This is a genomic window from Brevundimonas sp. DC300-4, assembly GCF_049897365.1.
Lineage (GTDB): Bacteria > Pseudomonadota > Alphaproteobacteria > Caulobacterales > Caulobacteraceae > Brevundimonas.
This window is the reverse complement of the sequence record NZ_JAFCWC010000005.1, coordinates 12,745-36,141: the sequence shown is the minus strand read 5'-3', so window position 1 is coordinate 36,141 and position 23,397 is coordinate 12,745. Positions and strand designations below refer to the sequence as shown.

25 protein-coding genes are annotated in these 23,397 nt (G+C 67.1%); 24 read left to right on the top strand and 1 reads right to left on the bottom strand.

All coding sequences use genetic code 11. The features are described 5' to 3' along the window. Positions 1-97 precede the first annotated feature (97 nt). The 11 genes from ACP7AZ_RS10005 to ACP7AZ_RS09955 all read left to right on the top strand — a co-directional run bounded on the left by ACP7AZ_RS10005 (position 98) and on the right by ACP7AZ_RS09955 (position 8,604). Complete coding sequence (locus ACP7AZ_RS10005) at positions 98-655, top strand: NifU family protein (protein WP_426038509.1); 558 nt, start codon at positions 98-100, stop codon at positions 653-655. A 117-nt stretch (positions 656-772) separates the two neighbouring features. Further along, complete coding sequence (locus ACP7AZ_RS10000; protein ID WP_426038508.1) at positions 773-1,366, top strand: helix-turn-helix domain-containing protein; 594 nt, start codon at positions 773-775, stop codon at positions 1,364-1,366. A 69-nt stretch (positions 1,367-1,435) separates the two neighbouring features. Then, entirely contained in the window at positions 1,436-1,807 is a 372-nt protein-coding gene (locus ACP7AZ_RS09995) for a helix-turn-helix domain-containing protein (RefSeq protein ID WP_426038507.1), read from the top strand. A gap of 13 nt (positions 1,808-1,820) precedes the next feature. Continuing rightward, complete coding sequence (gene tsaB, locus ACP7AZ_RS09990) at positions 1,821-2,477, top strand: tRNA (adenosine(37)-N6)-threonylcarbamoyltransferase complex dimerization subunit type 1 TsaB (RefSeq protein WP_426038506.1); 657 nt, start codon at positions 1,821-1,823, stop codon at positions 2,475-2,477. After that, positions 2,474-2,905, top strand: coding sequence for a ribosomal protein S18-alanine N-acetyltransferase (gene rimI, locus ACP7AZ_RS09985; RefSeq protein ID WP_426038505.1), 432 nt, complete (start codon positions 2,474-2,476; stop codon positions 2,903-2,905). Before tsaB ends, rimI begins: the two co-directional genes overlap by 4 nt. Before the next feature lie 42 nt (positions 2,906-2,947). Beyond that, on the top strand, positions 2,948-3,427 hold the full coding sequence (locus ACP7AZ_RS09980; protein WP_426038504.1) for a Fur family transcriptional regulator: 480 nt from the start codon (positions 2,948-2,950) through the stop codon (positions 3,425-3,427). 55 nt (positions 3,428-3,482) lie between these two features. Further along, positions 3,483-4,889 (top strand): tRNA (N6-isopentenyl adenosine(37)-C2)-methylthiotransferase MiaB, encoded by a 1,407-nt coding sequence (gene miaB / locus ACP7AZ_RS09975; RefSeq protein WP_426038503.1) that lies wholly within the window; start codon positions 3,483-3,485, stop codon positions 4,887-4,889. Beyond that, positions 4,879-5,868: a PhoH family protein gene (locus ACP7AZ_RS09970; RefSeq protein ID WP_303697153.1), complete on the top strand. Its 990-nt coding sequence runs from the start codon at positions 4,879-4,881 to the stop codon at positions 5,866-5,868. Before miaB ends, ACP7AZ_RS09970 begins: the two co-directional genes overlap by 11 nt. After that, positions 5,865-6,332: an rRNA maturation RNase YbeY gene (ybeY, locus tag ACP7AZ_RS09965; RefSeq protein ID WP_426038502.1), complete on the top strand. Its 468-nt coding sequence runs from the start codon at positions 5,865-5,867 to the stop codon at positions 6,330-6,332. The genes ACP7AZ_RS09970 and ybeY overlap by 4 nt, the downstream gene beginning before the upstream one ends. Further along, the gene (gene lnt, locus ACP7AZ_RS09960; protein ID WP_426038501.1) at positions 6,322-7,926 is read left to right on the top strand and encodes an apolipoprotein N-acyltransferase; all 1,605 of its coding nucleotides are present in this window, start codon (positions 6,322-6,324) and stop codon (positions 7,924-7,926) included. The genes ybeY and lnt overlap by 11 nt, the downstream gene beginning before the upstream one ends. Before the next feature lie 264 nt (positions 7,927-8,190). After that, on the top strand, positions 8,191-8,604 hold the full coding sequence (locus ACP7AZ_RS09955; RefSeq protein ID WP_425990409.1) for a helix-turn-helix domain-containing protein: 414 nt from the start codon (positions 8,191-8,193) through the stop codon (positions 8,602-8,604). A 48-nt stretch (positions 8,605-8,652) separates the two neighbouring features. Here ACP7AZ_RS09955 and ACP7AZ_RS09950 read toward each other — a convergent pair whose 3' ends face one another. Beyond that, entirely contained in the window at positions 8,653-9,150 is a 498-nt protein-coding gene (locus ACP7AZ_RS09950) for an S-type pyocin family protein (protein ID WP_426038500.1), read from the bottom strand. A 123-nt stretch (positions 9,151-9,273) separates the two neighbouring features. Between ACP7AZ_RS09950 and coaBC the strand changes: the two genes are divergently transcribed. The 13 genes from coaBC (at position 9,274) to pnp (ending at position 23,364) form a co-directional block, all read left to right on the top strand. After that, positions 9,274-10,503, top strand: a complete 1,230-nt coding sequence (coaBC, locus tag ACP7AZ_RS09945; protein WP_426038499.1) for a bifunctional phosphopantothenoylcysteine decarboxylase/phosphopantothenate--cysteine ligase CoaBC — start codon at positions 9,274-9,276, stop codon at positions 10,501-10,503. A 9-nt stretch (positions 10,504-10,512) separates the two neighbouring features. Next, the gene (gene dut / locus ACP7AZ_RS09940; RefSeq protein ID WP_426038498.1) at positions 10,513-10,962 is read left to right on the top strand and encodes a dUTP diphosphatase; all 450 of its coding nucleotides are present in this window, start codon (positions 10,513-10,515) and stop codon (positions 10,960-10,962) included. 79 nt (positions 10,963-11,041) lie between these two features. Then, the gene (locus ACP7AZ_RS09935) at positions 11,042-11,404 is read left to right on the top strand and encodes a hypothetical protein (RefSeq protein ID WP_426038497.1); all 363 of its coding nucleotides are present in this window, start codon (positions 11,042-11,044) and stop codon (positions 11,402-11,404) included. Between the two features lie 153 nt (positions 11,405-11,557). Beyond that, positions 11,558-12,151: a ribosome maturation factor RimP gene (rimP, locus tag ACP7AZ_RS09930; protein WP_425990419.1), complete on the top strand. Its 594-nt coding sequence runs from the start codon at positions 11,558-11,560 to the stop codon at positions 12,149-12,151. After that, the gene (nusA, locus tag ACP7AZ_RS09925) at positions 12,151-13,905 is read left to right on the top strand and encodes a transcription termination factor NusA (RefSeq protein ID WP_426038496.1); all 1,755 of its coding nucleotides are present in this window, start codon (positions 12,151-12,153) and stop codon (positions 13,903-13,905) included. The genes rimP and nusA overlap by 1 nt, the downstream gene beginning before the upstream one ends. Before the next feature lie 15 nt (positions 13,906-13,920). Beyond that, positions 13,921-14,601, top strand: coding sequence for an RNA-binding protein (locus ACP7AZ_RS09920; RefSeq protein ID WP_303696144.1), 681 nt, complete (start codon positions 13,921-13,923; stop codon positions 14,599-14,601). Between the two features lie 128 nt (positions 14,602-14,729). Next, positions 14,730-17,768: a translation initiation factor IF-2 gene (gene infB, locus ACP7AZ_RS09915; protein WP_426038495.1), complete on the top strand. Its 3,039-nt coding sequence runs from the start codon at positions 14,730-14,732 to the stop codon at positions 17,766-17,768. A 116-nt stretch (positions 17,769-17,884) separates the two neighbouring features. After that, complete coding sequence (locus ACP7AZ_RS09910; protein WP_426038494.1) at positions 17,885-18,382, top strand: hypothetical protein; 498 nt, start codon at positions 17,885-17,887, stop codon at positions 18,380-18,382. Beyond that, entirely contained in the window at positions 18,340-19,068 is a 729-nt protein-coding gene (locus ACP7AZ_RS09905) for a DUF2459 domain-containing protein (RefSeq protein WP_426038493.1), read from the top strand. Before ACP7AZ_RS09910 ends, ACP7AZ_RS09905 begins: the two co-directional genes overlap by 43 nt. Positions 19,069-19,164: 96 nt before the next feature. Next, positions 19,165-19,623 (top strand): 30S ribosome-binding factor RbfA, encoded by a 459-nt coding sequence (gene rbfA / locus ACP7AZ_RS09900; protein ID WP_426038492.1) that lies wholly within the window; start codon positions 19,165-19,167, stop codon positions 19,621-19,623. A gap of 43 nt (positions 19,624-19,666) precedes the next feature. Beyond that, complete coding sequence (gene truB, locus ACP7AZ_RS09895) at positions 19,667-20,596, top strand: tRNA pseudouridine(55) synthase TruB (RefSeq protein WP_426038491.1); 930 nt, start codon at positions 19,667-19,669, stop codon at positions 20,594-20,596. A 15-nt stretch (positions 20,597-20,611) separates the two neighbouring features. Next, complete coding sequence (rpsO, locus tag ACP7AZ_RS09890) at positions 20,612-20,881, top strand: 30S ribosomal protein S15 (RefSeq protein ID WP_077353982.1); 270 nt, start codon at positions 20,612-20,614, stop codon at positions 20,879-20,881. 245 nt (positions 20,882-21,126) lie between these two features. Beyond that, entirely contained in the window at positions 21,127-23,364 is a 2,238-nt protein-coding gene (pnp, locus tag ACP7AZ_RS09885) for a polyribonucleotide nucleotidyltransferase (protein ID WP_426038490.1), read from the top strand. Positions 23,365-23,397 lie beyond the last annotated feature (33 nt).

Sequence of the window (23,397 nt, the reverse complement as noted above, 5' to 3'; positions counted from 1 at the left end):
CGACCAGATTCTACGGACGATCCACACTCCGTTGTTCGAGTCTGACGCGCACGGAGCCGCCCTTGCGTACCGCCCCAGTCGAGCGCATCTCCAGCCCATGTTCATCCAGACCGAACCGACCCCGAACCCGAACGCACTGAAGTTCCTGCCCGGTCGCGATGTGGCCCCCGGCGGTTCGCGCGAGTTCCTGTCGATCGATCAGGCGACGGCCTCGCCGCTCGCCGAGGCTCTGTTCACCCTGGAGGACGTCTCCGGCGTCTTCTTCGGCGCCGACTATGTCTCGGTGACAAAGGTCGAACACGGCCGCGACTGGTCGGAGATGAAGCCGGAGATCCTGTCTGTGATCATGGATCATTTCGTCTCCGGCGCGCCCCTGCTGCGCGACGGCGAGAAGAGCGTCGATGACGGCGCCGAGGACACTGAGATCGTGGCCGAGATCAAGGCTCTGCTCGACAGCCGCATCCGCCCCGCCGTGGCCCAGGACGGCGGCGACATCCTGTTTGACGCCTTCGACGAGGAAAGCGGGATCCTGCGCTTGCGCATGCGCGGCGCCTGCGCCGGTTGCCCCTCCTCGGCCATGACGCTGAAGGCCGGGGTCGAGCAGATGATGAAACACTACGTCCCCGAAGTGACCAGCGTCGAACAGGTCATCTAGGGGCCCCGCCGATCGCCCGTTTCTGACCGCAATCGCTTGCGACACGGTCATCTGCTGCTTGAGCGACGTGAAACGTTTCCGTCTCGCCTGACACTGGCGTCTGAGGCACAATCCGGCATGGCCCGCTTCGCATCCGACTCGGACGCCGCCGCCCTCGGCGAGGGACTGGCGACCCTGCGCCGCGCCGTCGGCCTCAGTCAGGCGGAGGCCGGCGCCCGCATCGGCATGACCAGCCAGGGCTGGGGTCTCTATGAAAGCGGCAAACGGCCGGGCCTGTTTCGCCCCGATGTCCAGCGCCGCCTGACGGGCGCCCTGGACGCGACACCCGAGGATCTCGCCCTGATACTGGTGCGGGAAGGTCCGTCGCCTGCACCGCCAGCGACCGGCGTCGAAAGCCTCGGCCGTGCCTTCAGTCCGCCGCCCGGGCGGCATGCCAAAGCGACCGAACGGATGCAGCTTTCAAACGACGACCTCGCGCCCTGGGCCGCGTCCGGGGTGGTGCTGGAGTTCGATCCGGGCCGCTGGCCGCGCCGGGACCAGGGCTGCGTCATCGATCTGGCGGACGGGACGCGACTGGTCCGGCTGTACCAGAGCGCCGACGGCGACCGGCTGTATGTGAAGGGCGGTCCGGCCGGACTGGGGGCCGAGACCAGTCTGGACCGCAACTCGGTATCCCGGGTGGCGGCTGTCCGCGCGAGGCTGGAGGAATGAAACGAAAAGGTTGCATTTTGCGCGGCGACATGAAACGATCCGGTCAGCAGCAAAGCCGGAGCCGCCCGCATGCCCCGTTCGCCCGCCGCCATCGACGCCCTGGTCGGACAGCGCATTGCGGCGCGGCGTGCGGCCTTGGGTCTGTCGCAGACGGCCCTGTCTCAACGGCTCGGCGTCAGCCCGCAACAGGTCCAGAAATACGAGTCGGGGGCCAACCGGGTCTCGGCGTCGCGTCTGAACGACATCGCAATCGCCCTGGGGGTCGCGCCGGGCGCGCTGTTTCCGGATCGCGCGTCGGAGAGCGACGACCTGTCACGTCTGCGTGTCATGACCGCGACGCCCGAAGGGCGAGCTGTGGCCGCCGCCTTCCCGCTGATCCGCGATCGAACCCTGAGACAGGCCCTGGCGCGGATCACCGAGGCCCTGGCGCCCGCGTCCTGATCGGGTGCGCCCGATGAGGGTGCTGGTCATCGACACGGCGCTGGACGCCTGCACCGCTGCAGTGTTCGAGGAGGGCCGCGCCCTGGGCCTGCGGTCCGAGGTCATGGCCCGCGGTCACTCCGAACGGCTGGGCGGTTTCGTCCGCGACGCGGTGGCGGAGGCCGGCGGCGGGTTCGAAGCGCTGGATCGGATCGGCGTCACCGTCGGCCCTGGTTCGTTCACCGGCCTGCGGGTCGGACTGGCCTTCGCCCAGGGACTCGGCGCGGCGCTCGGTCAGCCGGTTGTCGGCGTATCGACCCTGGCTGCCCTGGCCTGGTCCGCCGATGGCGGACAGGGAGCGACGGCGGCTGTGATCGATGCTCGCCGGGGGCAGGTCTATCTGCAGCTGTTTGAGACAGGTCACCCGGCGTCGGAGCCGGAGGCCGTGTCGCTGGAAGACGCCATCGCGCGCCTCGCCGACCGGTCCTGGCGCATCACAGGGTCGGGTGCGACCCTGGTCGGAGGCGAGGTTTCGACAGTGACCGCGCCCGACCCGGCCGCACTCGCCGCCCTGACCGTTGCGCTCGACCCCGCGAACCATCCGCCGAGCCCCCTCTATCTGCGCGCGCCCGACGCGACCCCGCCGACGCGCCTGCCCGGTCAGGCACGCCCCGTCGTCTCGGGCGCATGACGACCGTGGCCGATCCGGGCGATCTGGCCCGAGGGCTCGCTGGCCTGCACGCGGCAGCGTTCGACACGCCGTGGCCCGCGACGGCCTTCGCCGAACTTCTGGGTCAGGCCGGCGTCTTTCTGGAAGGCGACGCGGACGGTTTCGTCCTGATCCGCACCGTCGCCGACGAAGCGGAGATTCTGACTCTGGCCGTCCGGCCCGCCGCCCGCCGGAAGGGCTTGGGCGCCCGTCTGCTCCGTAACGCGACGGTTCGCGCGGCCGCGATAGGCGTGACGCGGATGTTCCTGGAAGTGGCCGAGGACAATGCTCCAGCCCGCTCCCTCTACGGCGCGCTTGGCTTCGAGGCGGCGGGACGACGACCGCGCTATTATCCGCGTGCGGACGGCCCGGCCGCAGATGCCCTGCTTCTGGTTCTCAACTTGGTCTGAACGGCTTCCCACGGGGGGTTCGCCCCTCTATCTTCACAGCCCATGGACCGGATTGAAAAACTCTGCGCCGAGCGCGGCATGCGCATGACCGAACAGCGCCGGGTGATCGCCCGCGTTCTCGGCAGCGCCGAGGATCACCCCGACGTGGAGGAGCTGTACCGCCGCGCCTCCGCCATCGATCCGCACATCTCGATCGCCACCGTCTATCGCACCGTGCGACTGTTTGAAGAGGCGGGCGTGGTCGAGAAGCACGACTTCGGCGACGGCCGCAGCCGCTATGAAGAGGCCGGCGACGATCACCACGATCACCTGATCGACACCAGAACCGGCGAAGTCATCGAGTTCTTCGACGCCGAGATCGAACGGCTGAAGACCGAGATCGCCGAACGCCTCGGCTTCGAACTGGTCGGGCACAAGCTGGAGCTTTACGGCAAGGCCATTGAAGGCGCCGAGCCGTCCAAGCGCGAGGGCCTGATCTACACGCGCAACGCTGCTCGCGTCGATCCCGGCCAGCTGTCCTGATCCTTGCCGGCTTCGTGATCTTGCAGGCCCTTGGCGCGACACCGAGGAGCGCGTCATGTCCGCGATCCTGACTGCTCCGGAGGTTGACACTTCCGCCGCCCCGATCCCGGGGCCCAAGCGGCTGTTCATCAAGACCTACGGCTGCCAGATGAACGTCTATGACTCGGAACGAATGGCCGATGTCCTGCGCCCGCTGGGCTACGCCACGACCGACGAGGTCGAAGCCGCCGATTTCGTCATCCTGAATACCTGCCATATCCGCGAGAAGGCGGCCGAGAAGATCTATTCCGAGCTCGGCAAGATGCGGGAACTGCGTGAGCGCAAGATCGCACGCGGCGAGGCGCGGATGACGATCGCCGTCGCCGGCTGCGTCGCCCAGGCCGAGGGTGAGGAGATCATGCTGCGCCAACCGGCGGTCGACATCGTCGTCGGACCCCAGGCCTATCACCAGCTTCCGGAACTGCTGACGCGCACGGCGCGGTCGCGCGGCGAGCGGATCGGCGCGGACTTCGCGCCCAACGAAAAGTTTGACGCCCTGAACGCGGGCGGCCCGTCGATGCGCGGGGTCAAGGGCTACACCGCCTTCCTGACGGTGCAGGAGGGGTGCGACAAGTTCTGCAGCTTCTGCGTCGTCCCCTATACGCGCGGCGCTGAATGGTCGCGGCCGGTCACCGACGTTCTGGCTGAGGCGCGCGGTCTGGCGGACCAGGGCGTACGCGAGGTCACCCTGCTGGGCCAGAACGTCAACGCCTATGACGGGGAGGGCGCGGACGGAAAGGTCTGGACCCTGGCGAAGCTGGCGCGGGCGCTGGCGGACATCCCCGGCCTCGATCGCATCCGCTATACGACCAGCCACCCCAACGACATGTCCGACGACCTGATCGCCGCGCACGCCGAGGTCGAGGCCCTGATGCCCTATCTGCATCTGCCGGTGCAGGCGGGGTCGGACCGGATCCTGCGGTTGATGAACCGGAAGCACGGGCGCCAGAAATACGTCGACCTGATCGGGCGCATCCGCGAGGCGCGGCCGGACCTTGCGCTCGCCGGCGACATGATCGTCGGCTTTCCCAGCGAAACAGACCGGGAGTTTGAGGACACCCTCGATCTGGTGCGTCAGGTGAACTACGCGGCGTGTTTCTCTTTCATGTATTCGGCCCGGCCGGGCACTCCGGCCTCGACCATGCCGGGCCAGGTGCCCTCCGCGGTGATGAAGGACCGGCTAAAGGCGCTGCAGGACCTCCTGACCGAACAGCAGGTGGCCTTCAACGAAGCGCAGACGGGGCGGACGTTGAACGTCTTGTTCGACCGCAAGGGCCGCCATCCTGGGCAGGCGGTCGGGCGATCCCCATATCTGCAATCCGTGCATGTCTCCGGCGCGGATCATCTGCTCGGCCGGATCGTTCCGGTGAAGATCGAGCAGGGTAGCCAGAACAGTCTGAAAGGTGTGCTTGTTGGCGCGTGAATCCGAGTTTCTTGCGTTGGACGACGAGTCGCTGCGGGCGGTCATCGGGCCGAACAGCCGCCACGTCGCCCTGATCGAGGATGCCTTCAAGGTGTTGATCGAGGCGCCCGGCGGCGGAATCTCGATCAACGGCGGGGCTCGCGACCGGGCCAGCGCCAAACAGGTGATCGAGGGTCTGGCCCTACGCGCAGCGAAGGGCGCCGAGGTCAACGAGGCGGACGTGCGCGCCGGCATCGGCTCGGCCCGCACCGGGGTGACCGGCGGCGGGCGCCGCGTCGATCCCATGGCACTGCCTATCGGCAAGCGCGGCGCCATCGTCCCCAAGACGGACGCTCAGGCGCGCTATCTGGACACCCTGGCCAACCACGAATTGAGTTTCGGCGTCGGTCCGGCGGGGACAGGCAAAACCTTCCTCGCGGCCGCGTACGGGGCGTCGCTTCTGCGTCGGGGACAGGTGGACCGGCTGGTCATCACCCGGCCAGCGGTCGAGGCGGGCGAAAAGCTGGGCTTCCTGCCCGGCGACCTGAACGAAAAGGTCGATCCCTATCTGGCTCCGATCTGGGAGGCGCTGAACGACATTCTCGGCGCCGAGGATGTGCAGCGTCGGCGCGACAAGGGCGAGATCGAGGCCGCCCCGATCGCCTTCATGCGAGGCCGCACCCTCAGCCATGCCTTCGTCATCGTCGACGAGGCGCAGAACACCAGTCGTCTGCAGATGAAGATGGTCCTGACCCGTCTTGGGGAGGGGGCGCGGATGGTGGTCACCGGCGACCCCTCGCAGATCGACCTCCTGAACCCGCGTGACTCGGGCCTCGCCCATGCGCTGCGCATCCTGCGCGACGTGAAGGGGGTGGGGGTTCTGGAATTCGAGGCCCAGGACGTGGTGCGTCATGCCATGGTCGAGCGGATAGTGCGCGCCTATGACGCCGACGCGGCGACGGGTCGCCCGGCGCCCGACCTGGAAGACCCGGCGCGATGATCGAGGTCGAGGTCGAGGCCGGGGACTGGACCGACGCCATCGACGAGGTCGAGGTCGAGGCCGTGGTCGAACGGGCGGCGGTGGCGGCTCTGGGCGATAGAGAGGGTGGCATCGTTATCCTGCTGACCGACGACGAAACGGTGCGCGACCTGAACGACCGGTTCCGGGGCAAGGACAGGCCGACCAACGTCCTGTCCTTCCCGGCCGCCGAAATGCCCGGCGTCGCCGGTCCGACGCCGCTTGGCGACATCGTCCTGGCCTACGGCGTCTGCGCGGCTGAGGCCGGGGAACAGTCCAAGACCCTGCGCAATCATTTGACCCATCTGGTGGTGCACGGCGTTCTGCACTTGCTGGGGCGCGACCATGAGGTCGACGCGGAGGCCGAGGTCATGGAGGGAGAGGAGCGCGTGATCCTTGCCAGCCTTGGCGTATCCGACCCATACACGCTCTCGCATGACGACTGAGCTTCTCCAGAAATCCAGCGACGCCCTGAACCGGGCCCTGGATGGGCGTCTGGCCCGTATCGGCCTGGCGCTGATCGCCGGCATCGGGGCGGCCCTGGCGCATCCCCCATTCGGTATCTTGCCCGGCCTGTTGGGCTATCCGCTTCTGATGCTGCTCGCCGAACGGTCGGGGTCGGTGCGCGGCGCCTTCTGGATGGGCTGGCTGGCCGGGTTCGGCTATTTCGGCGTCGGCTGTTGGTGGGTCGCCGAGGCCTTCCTTGTCGACCCGGCCCAGGCCTGGATGGCGCCGTTCGCCGCCAGCCTGTTACCTGCCGGTATCGGCCTGTTCTGGGGGATGGCGACGGCCCTATATCGCCGGTTCGCGCCGGATGGCTTGCTCCGCGTCCTGTTTTTCGCTGCCTGTTTCGCCCTGCTGGAATGGCTGCGCGGCCATGTGTTGACGGGCTTCCCGTGGAACCCGGCGGGGGCCAGTTGGGCCGCCGGTTCGGCGGGCTCCCAGTTTGCGGCAGTGGTCGGGGTCTACGGGCTGGGGTTCGTGACGGTCGCGGCGACCTGCGCGTTTGCCCCCCTGTTCTCGCCAGGGTCCCGCAAGGCGCGGGCGGGCGTCGCCCTGACCGGCATCGTCATCCTCTCCGCCCTGGTCATCGGCGGTACAGTCCGGCTGGCCGGAGCGCAGGTGCGCGACACCGACACCCTGGTCCGCATCGTCCAGGCCGACGTGCAGCAGGAGTCCAAATGGTCGCCGGAGACCTACCGCTCCATCGTCGATCGTTACGTCAATCTGACCGCTCGCGCGGGCGCGGCCGAACCCGATGTGATCGTCTGGCCTGAAGGGGCCTTGCCGGCCAGTTTCAACGACGTCTTCGCACCCAACTCACCTGACGGCTCGGCCATCGCGCGGGCCGTCCAGCCGGGCCAGACCCTGCTGATGGGATTGCCCCGGGGCGAGGTAGGGCCCGATGGCCGAGCGCGGTACTACAACAGCCTGTTCGCCATGGCCGATGAAGGCGCGGCCGGGCTGAGAGTCACCGCCGTCTATGACAAATACCGGCTGGTCCCGTTCGGCGAGTTCCTGCCGCTGGGTGGTTTGATGGGCGCGATCGGCGTGCGCAGCCTGGTGCATATGCCCGCCGACTTCAGCCCGGGCCCCCTCCCGACGCCGATCGACCTGCCGAACGCGCCCAGGGTCCAGCCTCTGATCTGCTATGAAAGTCTGTATCCGGGGTTCACGCCGGGCGCGGGCGGCAGGCCTGAATGGATCGTCAACGTGTCCAACGACGCCTGGTTCGGCGCGACCTCGGGACCGATCCAGCACCTCAACCTCGCCAGCTATCGCGCCATCGAAACAGGTCTTCCGGTGGTGCGGGCGACGCCCACGGGGGTTTCGGCCATGATCGATCCCTGGGGCCGGGTCATCGACGGACGGCGACTGGACCCCGGCGAGAGCGGGGTCATCGACGCCCTGTTGCCGCAACCGGTGGGGATCACCCCCTACGGCCGGGTCGGCGACCTGTTTTTCTGGCTGCTGGTGCTTGGCGGGGTGGCGCCGGCGGCGATCTTGTTCGTCAGGGCGCGCCGGGCGGTCCACAGATGAGAAGCGCTCCAGCTTGACCAGAGAAGACGGGTTGGGCCGCAAGGTCACAGTCCCTGCGCGCGCTGCTTCAAAGCCGCCCGAAGACCGTGCTGAGAGAGCCGTCGAATCGATCAAGGCGTTGAGGTCAGGGGATGTCTCGTTGTGACCGACAATCGCAGTCGCGGGCGTGGCGTCGGTGTAATCTTCATTTCCCAGAAATCAGATGACAGCTTGGCCGGACGAGCGCATGAGGTCGCCGGTTTCAATCAAGGCGTATGACGAGCAATGGTTAGAGGTGTCGGCGAGGATGGTCCCCACCCGGTGGACCGCCATGTGGGCAGACGGGTGTGCGAGAAGCGCATCAGCCTGGGTTATAATCAAAGCGACCTGGGTCGGGCGCTGGGACTGACCTTCCAGCAGATCCAGAAATACGAGAAGGGCGCCAATCGCATCTCGGCGTCCAAGCTGTGGGACATCGCTCGCTTCTTCAAGGTGGACGTCGGATACTTCTTCCAGGGGTTGAGTGCTCAACCGGGAATGGCGGAGGGCGAGGCTGGCGCGGCCGCCTTCGATCACGACTTCCCCTCGACCCGATACACCATCGAGATCGCGCGGTTGGCCCCGCAACTGTCCAGCCGTCAGCAGAAGTTGGCTCTGGACATGATCCGCGAGATGACCGGCAAGCCCGAAGAGGCCTAGGCTTCCGTTCAGGCCGCCATCGCCCGATGCGTCCCGACGCCCCGGCCGTCAGTTTTGGGATCGCCGCTGGCCGAAGGTTGGGGCCGCAGCCTTCTGGACAGCCCAATAGGTCGGGCCGTCGTCGGGCTTGAACATGGTGCGCGCCGTGCCGTCCCGCGCCACGACGGCGAAGGTGTTGGTCGAGGCCTGATAAAGCAGGGCGTCACCGTTTGGACGCGTCGCCGTGTCCGTACCGGCAGGCGGCCGCGACGTGAAAGCGGTGATCTTGTCCAGAAAGTCTTCGGCCGACCGCGAGCCAAAGTCCGCGCCGTTGCGGTCGTAGAGGCGCTGGATCTTCTCATCGACCGTCTCGCGGCGGTTTGCGGTCAGGACCGTCGTCTCGGCCCCGTCCGTGTCCGACGAGCTTGTTCCAGTCGAAGACCCCGCGCCCGATGTCAGGCTAACGTCGGCCCCCTCTGTCGTTCGATCCCGCGTTTCGACCGCTGAATCCCCGTTGCCGCAAGCCGTCAAGGTCAGCAACGCTGCGAAGGCGACGCCTGTTGTCATCCAAACTCTCATCACACCCTCCATTTGAAACCCGCAGAAGAGACTTAGCCACAGGTTGTTTGTTCTTGCAATGTTCTTTTTCACCGTCTCGACGGCGTGCCCCGCGGAGGCTAGACCGGCGTCATGTCCAGCACGGCTCTGACGACCCGAAAAATCCTGCTGATCGTTGGGGGCGGGATAGCGGCCTACAAGGCGCTGGAGTTGGTGCGACTGCTGAAGAAGGTCGGCTGCGAGGTGCAGGCCGTGCTGACCGCGAGCGGATCGGAGTTCGTCACCCCCTTGTCGCTGGCGGCCTTGACCGGAAATCCCGTTCGGATGGGCCTCTTCCTGCCCGACGAAGAGACGACAATGAGTCATATCGAGCTGTCGCGCTGGGCCGACCTGGTGGTCGTGGCGCCGGCGACGGCGGGGCTGATCGCCAAGGCGGCGAACGGCATGGCCGACGACCTCGCTTCGACCACGCTTCTGGCGACGGACAAGCGGGTGCTGCTTGCGCCGGCGATGAATGTGCGGATGTGGCTGCATCCAGCGGTGCAGGCCAATGTCACGCGGTTGAAGGGGTTTGACGGTTTCCACGGCGTGGCGGTCGTCGGGCCGGACGACGGCGAGATGGCCTGCGGCGAGTTCGGCCAGGGGCGGATGGCCGAGCCGGCGGCGATCCTGGCCGCGATCACCGATCTGCTGACCGGTCCCGACCGACGGGCGCTGGCGGGGCGGCGGGCGGTGGTGACGGCGGGTCCGACGTTCGAGCCGATCGATCCGGTGCGGGGCCTGACCAATCGGTCCAGCGGCAAACAGGGCTACGCCATCGCCGCCGCCCTGGCCGTGCGAGGCGCCGAGGTGACCCTGGTTTCAGGGCCGACGGGTCTGGCGGTTCCAGTCGGCGTCACCCGGATCGACGTCGAAACGGCGATGGAAATGAAGGCGGCGACTGAGGCGGCGCTTCCAGCCGACATCGCGGTGCTTTCGGCCGCCGTCGCGGACTGGCGCGTGGACACGGTCGCCGGCGGCAAGATCAAGAAGGCGCCGGGCGGGCCGCCGACGCTGAGCCTGATCGAGAACCCGGATATTCTGGCGGGCATCGCCGCGCCCGGAGTGAACCGGCCAAGGCTGGTGATCGGCTTCGCCGCCGAGACCACAGACCTGGAGGCCAACGCCCGGTCGAAATTGTCGCGCAAGGGCTGCGACTGGATCGTCGGCAACGACGTCTCGGCCGATGTCTTCGGCGCCGACGGCAATAGGGTCCTCCTGGTGACCAGGGAGGGGGCCGATGCCTGGCCGCGCCTTTCCAAGACCGAAGTGGCTACCCGCCTGGCCGACCGCATCGCCAATCATTTTTCTCCCAAAGCCTGAGAGTCTGCCTTGAGCACCCTTCGGATCCTGCGCCTGCCCCATGCCGAGGGCCTGGCCCTGCCCGCCTATGAGACCGCCGGGTCCGCGGGCATGGATCTGAGGGCCGCGGTGCCCGAGGACGCGCCGATGACGCTGGAGCCGGGCGCGCGGGCTCTTGTGCCCACGGGGCTCAGGATCGCGCTGGAACAGGGCTGGGAGGCGCAGATCCGGCCGCGCTCGGGCCTCGCATTGAAACATGGGATCAGCGCGCCCAACACCCCGGGGACCATCGACAGCGACTATCGCGGCGAGGTGGGGGTCATCCTGATCAACCTGGGCCAGGAGCCGTTCGTCATCAAACGCGGTGAGCGCATCGCCCAGATGGTCATCGCGGCGGTGGCCCAGGCGACCGTGGTCGAGGTGGAGACCCTGGACGACACGGCGCGCGGCTCCGGTGGTTTCGGCTCCACCGGCCGATAAGGTCGCATCCATTCCCGCAGACCGGCGTTAACCCTGCCGACGGCCAAGCTGGGCCCTAGCCAATCCGGAGCGTCGCGTGATGGAAGAGGTCTTCGCCCAGCTGGGCAACCTGCTGCAGGGGTTGTTCGCCCTCACCCAAACCGGGTTCGACAGCGTCAACCAGGTGGTGGGCCTGGTCATCGCTCTGATCGCCGCCTTCATGATGCCGGCGTGGCGCAGCCTGTTCAGCACCGCCCTGGGCGCGACCCTGGTCTATATCATCGTGGGCTTGCTGAGGCCGATGCTGGACGGGGACGCGTTCGCCCTGCCGGATCTGATGAGCATGACCTTCTGGATGACCGTCCTGGCCCTGTTCCTGGCGTTCTCGGTGATCATCGCCGTATTCTTCTTCCTCAGGAGCCTGGTGGGCGGCGGACATCGCCATCGGGCCCATGCCCACTAGGAACCGGAAGGCGGACGTTCGCGTCCGCCCTTTCCCTTTCGACGGGACGGAGCTATAGGGACTCCCACATCGTTAGACCGGCGTCCAACGGCGTCGTTCAAAGCGGCGGCCTTGGATGGCCGACCGCTTTTTCTTTTGCCCGGATTTCCCTGCTTGCGCGCCAAGACCGTCGAAGACCGCCAGATCCTGGAGCTGATCGATCCCGTCGCGGAATCGATCGGGCTGGACATCGTGCGCGTGCGTCTGATGGGCGGCACCCTGCGTCGCCGCCTTCAGGTCATGGCCGAGCGCCCGATCGACAACGACATCGACGTCGGCGAATGCGCCCGTCTGAGCCGCGCCATGTCCGAGGTTCTGGACGCCGCCGATCCGATCGCCGGCGAGTATCTGCTGGAAGTCTCGTCGCCCGGCATCGACCGGCCGCTGACCCGGCTCAAGGATTTCGACCTGTACGAGGGTTTCGAGGCGCGACTGGAATCCGACCGGATGATCGAGGGCCGCAAGCGCTTCAAGGGCATCGTCGCCGGCACGGATGGCGACAACATCGCCATCGATCTGGACGGCGAGGAAGAAACCGCCCTGATCCCCTTTGACTGGCTGGTGGACGCCAAGCTTGTCATGAACGACGCCCTTTTGAAGCGCGGGGCCGCGATCCGCGCCGCGCGGGGCGAACCCGAAGACGACGGCCTGCCAGAAGGCGCGCCTGAAGACCAAAACAACGCAAAGACTTCTGAGGACGACGCCTGATGGCCGTGACCGGTATTTCCGCCAATCGCCTGGAACTTCTGCAGATCGCCAATGCGGTCGCGCAGGAAAAGAACATCGACCGCGAGATCGTGATCGAGGCTCTGGAAGAAGCCATCCAGAAGGGCGCCAAGTCGCGCTACGGCGCCCATCACGACATCCGCGCCAAGATCGACCCGAAGACCGGCGAACTGGCCCTGACCCGTCACGTGACCATCGTCGAGGACGACTGGATGCCGGAAGACGAGCTGGAGGAGTTCAACGATAGCGCCATGGTCCGGCTGACCGATGCGTCCAAGCGCGATCCGGAAGCCGTCGTCGGCAAGGAATATGTCGAGGACCTGCCGCCGTTCGAATTCGGCCGCGTGCAGACCCAGATGGCCCGCCAGGTCATCACCGGAAAGGTTCGCGAGGCCGAGCGCGCCAACCAGTACGAAGAGTTCAAGGACCGCGTCGGCGAGATCGTCAACGGCACCGTCAAGCGCGTCGAATACGGCAACACGATCGTCGATCTCGGCCGGGGCGAGGGCATCATGCGCCGCGACCAGTCGATCCCGCGCGAGGTGTTTAACATCGGCGACCGGATCCGGACCTACATCTACGACGTCCGCCCGGAGGCCAAGGGTCCGCAGATCATGCTGTCGCGCGCGCACCCGGGCTTCATGGCCAAGCTGTTCGCCCAGGAAGTGCCGGAAGTGTACGACGGCGTGATCGAGATCCGCGCCGCCGCCCGCGACGCCGGCTCGCGCGCCAAGATGGCCGTGCTGTCCAATGACAGCTCCATCGACCCCGTCGGCGCCTGCGTTGGCATGCGCGGCTCGCGGGTCCAGGCCGTCGTGGCCGAGCTGCAGGGCGAGAAGATCGACATCATCCAGTGGAACCCGGACGAGCCGACCTTCATCGTGAACGCGCTCGCTCCCGCCGAAGTCTCCAAGGTCGTGCTCGACGAAGAAGCCGACCGCGTCGAGGTGGTTGTGCCCGACGAGCAGCTGTCGCTGGCCATCGGCCGTCGCGGCCAGAACGTCCGTCTGGCCTCCCAGCTGACCGGCTGGCAGATCGACATCATCACCGAGTCGCAGGACTCAGAGCGTCGCCAGCGCGAGTTCTCGGAACGCACCCTGCTGTTCCAGGAAGCCCTGGATGTTGACGAGGTCATCGCCCAGCTGCTGGTCACCGAAGGCTTCGCCACGGTCGAGGACCTGGCTTTCGTCGAGAACTACGAAGTCGCCGAGATCGAAGGCTTCGACGAGGATACCGCCGAGGAACTGCAGGCCCGCGCCCGCGACTATCTCGAGAAGCAATCCGCCATTCTGGACGCCAAACGCGTCGCCCTGGGCGTGCTGGACGAGGTCATGGCCGTTCCGGGTGTGACCCTGCCGATCGCCGTCGCCCTGGGCGAGGGCGGCGTCAAGACGGTCGAGGACCTGGCCGATCTGGCCACCGACGAAATCCGCGGCGGCTACGAGATGAAGAACGGCGAGCGAACCAAGGTCGCCGGTGTTCTGGAGAGCTTCAACCTGGCCCAGGAAGACGCAGAACTGCTGATCCTCCAGGCCCGCGTGGCCGCCGGCTGGATCGATGCCTCGGAACTGCCGCAGCCGCCGGAGCCTGAGTACGAGGAAGGCGGCGAGTACGCCGAAGGCGACTTCGATCCTGAAGCCGTGTTCGACTCCGCCCCGGAGGACGACGCCGAAGCCGAGGTCACCGCTGATGACGCCGAGGTCGAAGACGACCTCGCGCCGACCCCAGACGCGTGATGGGGTGCGCCGTTCATGAGCCTTCGCGACGCGACGATCGATAGAGAGCGCCGGGACCTGGTGACCCACCAGGCCATGGATGAATCTCGACTGATCCGTTTCGTCGCCGGACCGGACGGCGCCGTCGCCCCCGACCTTGGAAGGAAACTTCCCGGTCGCGGCATGTGGGTGGAGGCCTCGCGGGCCTCGATTGACGCCGCCGTGAAGAAAAATTTGTTCTCACGCTCGGCCAAGGCCCAACTGAAGCCGTCGGCCGATCTCGCCGACACGGTCGAAACCCTGCTGATCCGGCGCTGTCTGGATCAGCTGGGTCTTGCCCGGCGCGAAGGCGTGCTTATCTCCGGCTTCGAGAAATCCGCCGCAGCGATCCGCTCGGGCAAGGCCGCGTGGCTGATCGAGGCCGCCGACGGATCGTCCGACGGGCGCGGAAAGCTCGTCGCCCTGGCACGACATCAGACGACCAAGGTCTGCGGCGCTTTCAGTGCGGACGATTTGAGTTTGGCCCTCGGGCTGGAAAATGCGATACACGCCGTCCTGCTGCATGGCGGCAGAGCCGATCGCTGGACCATCGAGGTCGAACGACTGGCGGGATTTCGATCGCTTCGGCCTGCGGCCTGGGACACGGACCATCCGGGTTCCTCAAGCGGGAACGGGTCGAACGAGGACCCGAAGGACGAGCCTGAACGGGCGGATTGACGGGCGGGGTCATGCCTCTTTCGAGAGGCGGACGCCGCACGACTTTTTGCGTTTCCAGGCTTTGGCGTGACGAGACGACTTTTGACTAAGACGCGGCGGAATTCTCCGCCCTCGAGTAAAGCGACCGGATGAGCGACGAGAACGACAAGACCAACGACGGCCAGACTCCGCAGGCCCCCACCGGAACCCCGTCGACGACGGGACCACGGGCGCCTCTGAGCCTGAAGCCGCGTGCCGTGGGATCGGTCCCGACCGGCACCGTGCGCCAGAGCTTCAGCCATGGCCGCACCAAGACGGTGGCGGTCGAAATCAAACGTCGTCCAGGCGCTCCGGTCGGCGGGCATCAGCGCCCGCAGGGCTTCGACGTCGCGCGTCCGCGTTCCGACGCTCCCGCTCCGCAGACCTCCGCGCCGCGTCCGCAAATGCAACAGCCCGCTGGCGGCCGACTGTCCAACGAGGAACAGGAAGCCCGTCGTCGCGCCATCGAGACGGCGACCCAGGCCCAGGCCGAACGCGCCGCCGCGCAGGCCGCCGAACAGGCGCGTCGCGACGCCGCCGCTCGTGATCAGGCCGCCGCTACGGCCGCCGCCGCCAGCGCCGCCCAGGCCGAGGCCGCCGCCGCCCGCGCCGCCGCGGAGGCTGCACGCGCCGAAGCCTCCAAGCTGACCGCCGCCGCACCCGCCCCGACTGGCAAGCCTGCCGCTCGTGCGCCGCTGGCTCCCAAGCCCGCCGCCGCGCCGCCGCCGCCGGCCCCGGAGCCCGTCGCTCCGGTCACCGCCGCGCCCGAACCGGCTCCGGCCGCTCCGGCGCCGGTTGCCCCCGCTCGCCCGGCCCCGCCGGCGCGTCCTGTGGTCAATTTCGGCCAGCGTGTACCCAAGGCCCCGAACCCGGCCCGAGCGCCCATCGACCGTCCTGCCTTCGGCGCTCGCTCGGCGCGCGAAGAAGCCATGGGGGGTGGTGAGAAATCCTACTCCGACCGTCCGGCCAATGCCCGTCCGACCGGGGCCCCCGCGCGTCCGGCCGAGCCCGTTCGCTATTCTGCGCTGAACCCGCGTCCGGCCCCCGGCGCCGCCCGACCGGGAGGTCCGCGCACCGGTCCCGGCGGTCGTCCCGCCCCGAACGCGCCTCCGGCAGAGGCCAATGTTCTGCGCCCGGCCCGCGCGCCCGGCGGCGGTTTCGCCAAACCGTTGAAGCCCGAGGACGATCGCGACAAGCGTTTCTCCGACGCCGGCAAGGCTGTAAGTCGCACGCGTGGCGAGCCCAAGCGCCGTGAAGGCCGTCTGACCATCCAGTCCGTGGCCGGCGACGGCGATACGGCCGAGCGCATGCGTTCGCTGGCGTCGGTCCGCCGCGCCCGCGAACGTGAGAAAGAGAAGCGCAAGGGCGGGTCCACCGACGCGCCGAACCGCCCGCGCGAAGTCATCATTCCTGATGTCATCACCGTACAGGAGCTGTCCAACCGGATGGCTGTGCGCGGCGTCGACATCATCAAGTTCCTGATGAAGCAGGGCCTGATGATGAAGATCAACGACGTCATCGATACCGACACCGCCGAACTGGTGGCCGACGAATTCGGCATGACCGTGCGTCGCGTGTCCGAGTCGGACGTCGAGGCCGGCTTCCTGTCCGACGACATCGACGACGAGGCGACGACGCCCCGCGCGCCGGTCGTGGCCATCATGGGCCACGTGGACCACGGCAAGACATCGCTTCTGGACGCGCTGCGCACCACCGATGTGGCGGCGGGCGAGGCCGGCGGCATCACCCAGCACATCGGCGCCTACCAGGTGAAGACGCCGAACGGCGACGCTGTGACCTTCCTGGACACCCCGGGCCACGCGGCGTTCAGCGCCATGCGTACACGCGGCGCCAACGTCACCGACATCGTCATCCTGGTGGTGGCGGCCGATGACGGCGTCATGCCGCAGACGATCGAGAGCATCCAGCACGCGAAAGCCGCCGGTGCTCCGATCATCGTGGCCGTCAACAAGATCGACAAGCCGGACGCCGATCCCCAGAAGGTCATCAACGAACTGCTGCAGTACGAGATCATCGGCGAAGCTCTGGGCGGCGACACCCAGATCGTCGAGATCTCGGCCAAGGCGCGCACCAATCTGGACGGCCTGCTCGAGGCCATCCTGCTGCAGGCCGAGGTCATGGACCTCAAGGCAGATCCGGAACGCTCGGCCGAAGGCGTGGTCATCGAGGCCAAGCTGGACAAGGGTCGTGGCCCGGTCGCGACTATCCTCGTCAAGCGCGGCACGCTGAGGAAGGGCGACCTGGTTGTCGCCGGTTCCAGCTTCGGCCGCGTCCGCGCCCTGCTCAACGAGCGCGGGGAACAGCTGACCGAGGCCGGTCCGTCCGTGCCGGTCGAGATCCTGGGTCTGGACGAGGCTCCGAGCCCCGGCGAACCCCTGGCCGTGGTCGAGAACGAGGCCCGCGCTCGCGAGCTGACCGAGTACCGCGCCCGCATCAAACGCGAGAAGGCGACCGGCGGCATCAACCAGGTCAGCCTGGTCGATATGATGGCCAAGCTGGGATCCAAGAAGATTTCGGAGCTGCCGGTCCTCATCAAGTCGGACGTCCAGGGCTCGGGCGAGGCCATTCAGGGCTCGCTCGAGAAGATGGGCAACGACGAAGTCCGCGCCCGGGTCATCTATTCCGGCGCCGGCGGCATCACCGAGTCGGACGTGCAGTTGGCCAAGTCGGCCGGCGCGCCGATCCTGGGCTTCAACGTCCGTGCCTCGAAACAGGCCAAGGATCTTGCCGAGCGTGAAGGCGTGGAGATCCGCTACTATGCGATCATCTACGACCTGCTGGACGACATGAAGGGCGTGCTCTCGGGGATGCTGGCCCCGCTGCAACGCGAAACCTTCCTGGGCAACGCAGCCGTGCTGCAGGTGTTCGACATCTCCAAGACTGGCAAAATCGCCGGTTGCCGGGTGTCCGAGGGCGTCGTCCGCAAGGGCGCCAAGGTCCGAATTATCCGCGACGACATCGTCGTGCTGGAACTGGGCACGCTCGCCACGCTCAAGCGCTTCAAGGATGAGGTCAACGAAGTGCCGTCGGGCCAGGAGTGCGGCATGCATTTCCAGGGCTTCCACGACATCAAGGTCGGCGACTACATCGAGTGCTTCACCGTCGAAGAGATCCAGCGCACTCTCTAGCAGGGCGCTACCGCTCGCGACGCGGTTGCTCGCTGCTTGAGCGCGAGGTTGGTGTGATTGGGAGGTCGACAGCGTCGGCCTCCCTTCCGCCGCAAGTCGCGGTTTGAAGTGATGCCATGCTACACCGTATGCTCGCCGTTCTGACGCTCGTCGCCATCGCTACGCCGGCGGCGGCAGATACTCGCTATCTCGCTTTCGACCCGTCCGACCGGGTCACGACCGCCCTGACGCGCGGCGTGACGCTGGAGGTGGAGCGCGGCTGGTTCGGCGCAGTCAGCGTCCGGCGGATCATCTCCACAACGGCGCGCGGTTCCGCGACCATCGCGCGCGGCGGCCCGGATGAGGCGAGACGGGTCCTGCCCGAGGGTGCCTCCGAGAGTACAGTCTATTCTCTTGCACAGGAAGGCGACGGGCGAGGCCTGGCCCGTGCCCTTTGCCCCGGGGCCGACGCCGCCTTCCTCGTGCTCGGGCGCGTGCGCGCCGGGCGGCCGATCGTCATGCACGGTGCAGGACGCTGGCCGGACGGGGCGTTCCGGCACTGCGTAACCCTGTCCTACGACTACCGGGGCGAATGGAGCCTGCCGCCCCGCGCCTCGGCCGCCGAGACGGACTGATGCGGATCGTGGGGGCGATGCTCCTGGCTGGAGCGCTGGGACTGGCCTTCGCCCTGTGGACCTGGACCCGTCCGGGTGATCCGGCCTTGCTCTCCCATACCGAAGCCGGCGTCACCGTCCACGTTCTCAACAATGGGTTCCACACTGATCTCGCCGTGCCCCGGGCGGTGCTGGAGGCCGGCGGCGGGCCCCTGGCCGAGGCGTCCCGCTCGATCGGACCGGGCGACTGGATACTGATCGGCTGGGGCGACGCGAAATTCTTCGTCGACACGTCTCCGATGGCAGAGCGGCTCCCCGACGGCCTGCGGGCCTTTTTCTGGCCTGGCAATGCCTCGGTCGTCATGCTGGACCCGGAGAAGGGCAACCCCGCAGGGCGTTTCACGCCCGACAACCGCCGCACGCTTGTCCTGTCGCCTGAGGCCTTCGCCGGATTGCGCGGGCGGGTCCAGGATTCGCTGACGCTCGTCGAGGGCCACCCCCGCCTGTCCACGGCGCGGGACGGCGACGGCGCGCATTTCTTCGCCAGCCGGGAGCATTTCTCGATCGGCTACTTGTGCAACAACTGGACGGTGCGGGTGTTGAATGCGGCGGGACTGCCCGTCCGTCCATTGCGTTCAGTGACGGCGGGAGAGGTCATCGCCGCCGTGGATCGCGCTGAATTGGACACCGGCGCCAGACGGGACTAGACCGCGCCTCTTTTTGTTTCGCCGCTGTCAGAAGGCTCCGACGCGGCGTCGCTTCCCGGCCGGGTCCGATCCCCGGCGGCGAACAGGACGAACGCCATGAGCAACCGAAAATCCTCCAAACCCGCCGCCAAGGCCGGAACCGTGAGCCAGCGCCAGCTGCGCGCCTCGGAAATGATCCGCCACGCCCTCGTCGAGGTGATGCGCGAGAACGAGATCCGCGATCCCGCCCTGATCGGCGTCTCCGTGACGGTCACCGAGGTGCGTCTGTCGCCGGACTTGAAGCACGCCACCTGTTTCGTCGAGCCGCTGGGCGCCGGGATCGAGACCTCGGACACCGCCGGCCACATCGACGAGATCATCAAGGCGTTGAACGAACACGCTAAATTCTTGCGCGGCGCCCTGGGCCGCCATATCGACATGCGTTTCACGCCGGACCTGCGCTTCCGCCACGACGAGAGCTTCGCCGCCGCCGAACGCCTGAACCGGCTGCTGGACGACCCCCGCGTCCGCGCCGACTCCTTTGTGCCGCCTGTTGAAGACGAGGACGAGGATTGATGGTCCGGCGTCAAGCAGCGCAAGGCGCGGCAGGCCAGGCCTGATGGGCCGGCGCAAAAAGGGCCTGGTCGTCAACGGCTGGGTGTGTCTGGACAAGCCGTTCGAGATGGGCTCGACCGACGCCGTGTCGAAGGTCCGCCGCCTGTTCGATGCCCAGAAGGCCGGGCATGCCGGGACGCTGGACCCTCTTGCCAACGGTATCCTGCCGATCGCCCTGGGCGAGGCGACCAAGACAGTGCCCTTCATGATGGAGGCGGAGAAGGTCTATCGCTTCACCATCAACTGGGGCGTATCGACCGATAGTGTGGACCGCGAGGGCGAGATCGTTGCCCGTTCCGATGTGCGCCCGACAGCCGAGGCGGTCCGCGCGGTTTTGCCGACCATCGTCGGCGAGATCGACCAGACCCCGCCCCGGTTCAGCGCCATCAAGGTCGACGGCCAGCGAGCCTATGACCTGGCCCGCGAGGGCGCGGACTTCGAGCTGGAGAGCCGCCGGGTCACCATCCACGAGGCCGAGGTCACTGATGCGCCAGACGCCGACCATGTCGAACTGACCATTCGCACCGGCAAGGGCGTCTACGTCCGCTCGCTGGCCCGCGATCTGGCGGTCATGCTGGGCGCCGAGGGGCATGTCTCGGCCCTCCGACGCGAGCGGGTAGGGCCGTTTTCAGTCGAGAACAGCGTCACGCTGGATTTCCTGACCGATCTGGTGCATAGGGACGCCGCCTTGGAAGGCCTACTGCCCGTTTCGACCGCCCTGGACGACATCCCGGAACTGGCCGTCACGGAACAGGACGCCTTCTCGCTTCGTCAGGGACGACCGATCGTTCTGCTCCCCCGACAGGTCGAGACGCTCAAGAGCCGCCTCCGGGACGGCTCTCGCACCGTTTCCGCCTTTCAGGGCCAGACCCTCGTCGCTCTCGGTCAGATGCGGGCCGGCCGGCTAGAACCCGACCGCGTATTCAATCTCTAATTCTGGAGAAACACGATGTCGATTACGCCAGAGCGTAAGAACGAAGTCATCGCCGAGAACGCCCGCACTGCAGGCGATACCGGTTCGGCCGAGGTCCAGGTCGCGATCCTTTCGGAACGCATCGCCAACCTCACCGAGCACTTCAAGACGCACAAGAAGGACAACCACTCGCGCCGCGGCCTGCTCAAGATGGTCTCGCAGCGTCGTCGCCTTCTGGACCACCTGACCAAGGTCGATAAGGAGCGTTACACCGCCCTGATCACCAAGCTGAACCTGCGCCGCTAAGCGCAGTTCTGCGGAACAGTTTCGAGGCGCGGGCCACGTCCGCGCCTCTTTCCGCATCCAGAGACCAGCCGCGCACCACGGTTTTTACTGGTGCAGACGCGAGGGCCAGAGCGGTCCTCTTTAACTCCCGGATCGATCGCGATGGCGCGGCGGTCCATGGATCGAAGGACTGAACGCCCGACGCATCCAGCCCCACTGATGGGATCCCGCGCGGAATACGCCGCCCGGGCTACGAAAGACGAAACATGTTCGATATCAAACGCAAGACGATCGACTGGGCCGGCCGCCCGCTGACCCTGGAAACGGGCCGTATCGCCCGCCAGGCCGACGGCGCCGTTCTGGCCACCTATGGCGAGACCATCGTCCTCGCCACTGTCGTCTACGGTCGCGCGCCCAAGCCGGGCCTGGATTTCTTCCCGCTGACCGTCAACTACCAGGAAAAGACCTTCGCCGCCGGCAAGATCCCGGGCGGCTATTTCAAGCGTGAAGGCCGTCCGACCGAGAAGGAGACCCTGGTCTCTCGCCTGATCGACCGTCCGATCCGCCCGCTGTTCGTCAAGGGCTTCAAGAACGAGACCCAGGTCGTCATCACCGTGCTGCAGCACGATCTCGAGAACGATCCCGACATCGTCGGCATGGTCGCCACCTCCGCCGCCCTGACCCTGTCGGGCGTGCCCTTCATGGGCCCGATCGGCTCCGCGCGCGTCGGCTATATCGACGGCGAGTTCGTGCTGAACCCGACGCTGGACCAACTGCCCGACTCGCAGCTGGACCTTGTCGTTGCCGGCACCAAGGACGCCCTGATGATGGTCGAGTCCGAAGCCAAGGAACTGTCCGAGCAGATCATGCTGGACGCCCTGATGTTCGCCCATCGCGGCATGCAGCCGGTCATCGACGCCATCATCGAGATGGCTGAGCACGCCGCCAAGGATCCGTTCGACTTCTCGCCTGAGGACCACTCGGGCGTCGTCACCCAGATCCAGTCGCTGGTCGGCGAGGACATCAAGGCCGCCTACACCCATCCCGGCAAGCATGCCCGTCATGAAGCCGTCGGCGCCGCCAAGAAGAAGGCCTCGGCCGCTCTGGTGAAGACCGACGAGAACCCGGACGGCGTCGATTCCGCCAAGTTCGGCGTCGCCTGGAAGGAATGCGAAGCCCACGTCCTGCGTCGCGACATCATCGACAACGCCCACCGCGTCGACGGGCGTGCACTCGACAAGGTCCGCGACATCGTTTCAGAAGTCGGCATCTTCCCGCGCACCCACGGTTCGGCCCTGTTCACCCGCGGTGAGACCCAGGCCATCGTGGTCGCCACCCTGGGCACCGGCGAAGACGAGCAATACGTCGACTCGCTGGCCGGCACCTACAAGGAGAAGTTCCTCCTGCACTACAACTTCCCTCCCTATTCGGTCGGCGAGACCGGACGTATGGGCGGCGCGGGCCGTCGGGAAATCGGTCACGGCAAGCTGGCCTGGCGGGCGATCCGTCCGATGCTGCCGACCGCGGAAGAGTTCCCCTATACGATCCGCATCGTGTCGGAGATCACCGAGTCCAACGGTTCGTCCTCCATGGCTTCGGTCTGCGGCGCCTCGCTGGCGCTGATGGACGCGGGCGTACCCCTGAAGAAGCCCGTCTCGGGCATCGCCATGGGCCTGATCCTGGAGCCGTCGGGCGAGTTCGCCATCCTGTCGGACATCCTGGGTGACGAAGATCACCTGGGCGACATGGACTTCAAGGTCGCCGGCACGCGTGACGGCATCACCTCGCTGCAGATGGACATCAAGGTCGCCGGCATCACCGAAGAGATCATGAAGAAGGCCATCGCCCAGGCGTCGGCCGGTCGTCTTCACATCCTCGATGAGATGGACAAGGCCATCGACGGCGCCCGCACCGAACTGGGCGAATACGCGCCGAAGATCGAATCCATCAAGGTTCCGGTCGACAAGATCCGCGACATCATCGGCACCGGCGGCAAGATCATCCGCGAGATCGTCGAAAAGACCGGCGCCAAGATCAACATCGAGGACGACGGCACGGTGAAGATCGCTGCCTCGGATCAAGAGAAGATCGACGCCGCCAAGAACTGGATCTCGTCGATCGTGTCCGAGCCCGAGCCCGGCATGATCTACTCCGGCAAGGTCGTGAAGGTCGTCGACTTCGGCGCCTTCGTGAACTTCTTCGGCGCCAAGGACGGCCTGGTCCACGTGTCCCAGATCTCGCTGGAACGCGTCGCCAACCCGGCCGACGTCCTGTCCGAGGGTCAAGAGGTCAAGGTCAAGTTCCTCGGCTTCGACGATCGCGGCAAGACCAAGCTCTCGATGAAGGTCGTCGACCAGTCGACGGGTGAAGACCTGACGGACAAGATCAATGCCGAACGCGCCGAACGCGGCGAGCCTGCCCTGACCGAGGACACCGGCGGCGGCGGCAAGAAGCGTGAAGGCGGTGGAGGCGATCGCGGTCGCAGCCGTCCGCGTCGCGACTAAACGTCGGCGTTAGCCCTGAAATGAACGAGGCCC

Bases quoted from the DNA above. Each gene is read 5' to 3' on its own strand.
- ACP7AZ_RS10005 (WP_426038509.1), top strand. From the start codon at position 98: ATGTTCATCCAGACCGAACCGACCCCGAACCCGAACGCACTGAAGTTC.
- ACP7AZ_RS10000 (WP_426038508.1), top strand. From the start codon at position 773: ATGGCCCGCTTCGCATCCGACTCGGACGCCGCCGCCCTCGGCGAGGGA.
- ACP7AZ_RS09995 (WP_426038507.1), top strand. From the start codon at position 1,436: ATGCCCCGTTCGCCCGCCGCCATCGACGCCCTGGTCGGACAGCGCATT.
- tsaB (WP_426038506.1), top strand. From the start codon at position 1,821: ATGAGGGTGCTGGTCATCGACACGGCGCTGGACGCCTGCACCGCTGCA.
- rimI (WP_426038505.1), top strand. From the start codon at position 2,474: ATGACGACCGTGGCCGATCCGGGCGATCTGGCCCGAGGGCTCGCTGGC.
- ACP7AZ_RS09980 (WP_426038504.1), top strand. From the start codon at position 2,948: ATGGACCGGATTGAAAAACTCTGCGCCGAGCGCGGCATGCGCATGACC.
- miaB (WP_426038503.1), top strand. From the start codon at position 3,483: ATGTCCGCGATCCTGACTGCTCCGGAGGTTGACACTTCCGCCGCCCCG.
- ybeY (WP_426038502.1), top strand. From the start codon at position 5,865: ATGATCGAGGTCGAGGTCGAGGCCGGGGACTGGACCGACGCCATCGAC.
- lnt (WP_426038501.1), top strand. From the start codon at position 6,322: ATGACGACTGAGCTTCTCCAGAAATCCAGCGACGCCCTGAACCGGGCC.
- ACP7AZ_RS09955 (WP_425990409.1), top strand. From the start codon at position 8,191: ATGGTTAGAGGTGTCGGCGAGGATGGTCCCCACCCGGTGGACCGCCAT.
- ACP7AZ_RS09950 (WP_426038500.1), bottom strand. From the start codon at position 9,150: ATGACAACAGGCGTCGCCTTCGCAGCGTTGCTGACCTTGACGGCTTGC.
- coaBC (WP_426038499.1), top strand. From the start codon at position 9,274: ATGTCCAGCACGGCTCTGACGACCCGAAAAATCCTGCTGATCGTTGGG.
- ACP7AZ_RS09935 (WP_426038497.1), top strand. From the start codon at position 11,042: ATGGAAGAGGTCTTCGCCCAGCTGGGCAACCTGCTGCAGGGGTTGTTC.
- nusA (WP_426038496.1), top strand. From the start codon at position 12,151: ATGGCCGTGACCGGTATTTCCGCCAATCGCCTGGAACTTCTGCAGATC.
- ACP7AZ_RS09920 (WP_303696144.1), top strand. From the start codon at position 13,921: ATGAGCCTTCGCGACGCGACGATCGATAGAGAGCGCCGGGACCTGGTG.
- infB (WP_426038495.1), top strand. From the start codon at position 14,730: ATGAGCGACGAGAACGACAAGACCAACGACGGCCAGACTCCGCAGGCC.
- ACP7AZ_RS09910 (WP_426038494.1), top strand. From the start codon at position 17,885: ATGCTACACCGTATGCTCGCCGTTCTGACGCTCGTCGCCATCGCTACG.
- ACP7AZ_RS09905 (WP_426038493.1), top strand. From the start codon at position 18,340: ATGGAGCCTGCCGCCCCGCGCCTCGGCCGCCGAGACGGACTGATGCGG.
- rbfA (WP_426038492.1), top strand. From the start codon at position 19,165: ATGAGCAACCGAAAATCCTCCAAACCCGCCGCCAAGGCCGGAACCGTG.
- truB (WP_426038491.1), top strand. From the start codon at position 19,667: ATGGGCCGGCGCAAAAAGGGCCTGGTCGTCAACGGCTGGGTGTGTCTG.
- rpsO (WP_077353982.1), top strand. From the start codon at position 20,612: ATGTCGATTACGCCAGAGCGTAAGAACGAAGTCATCGCCGAGAACGCC.
- pnp (WP_426038490.1), top strand. From the start codon at position 21,127: ATGTTCGATATCAAACGCAAGACGATCGACTGGGCCGGCCGCCCGCTG.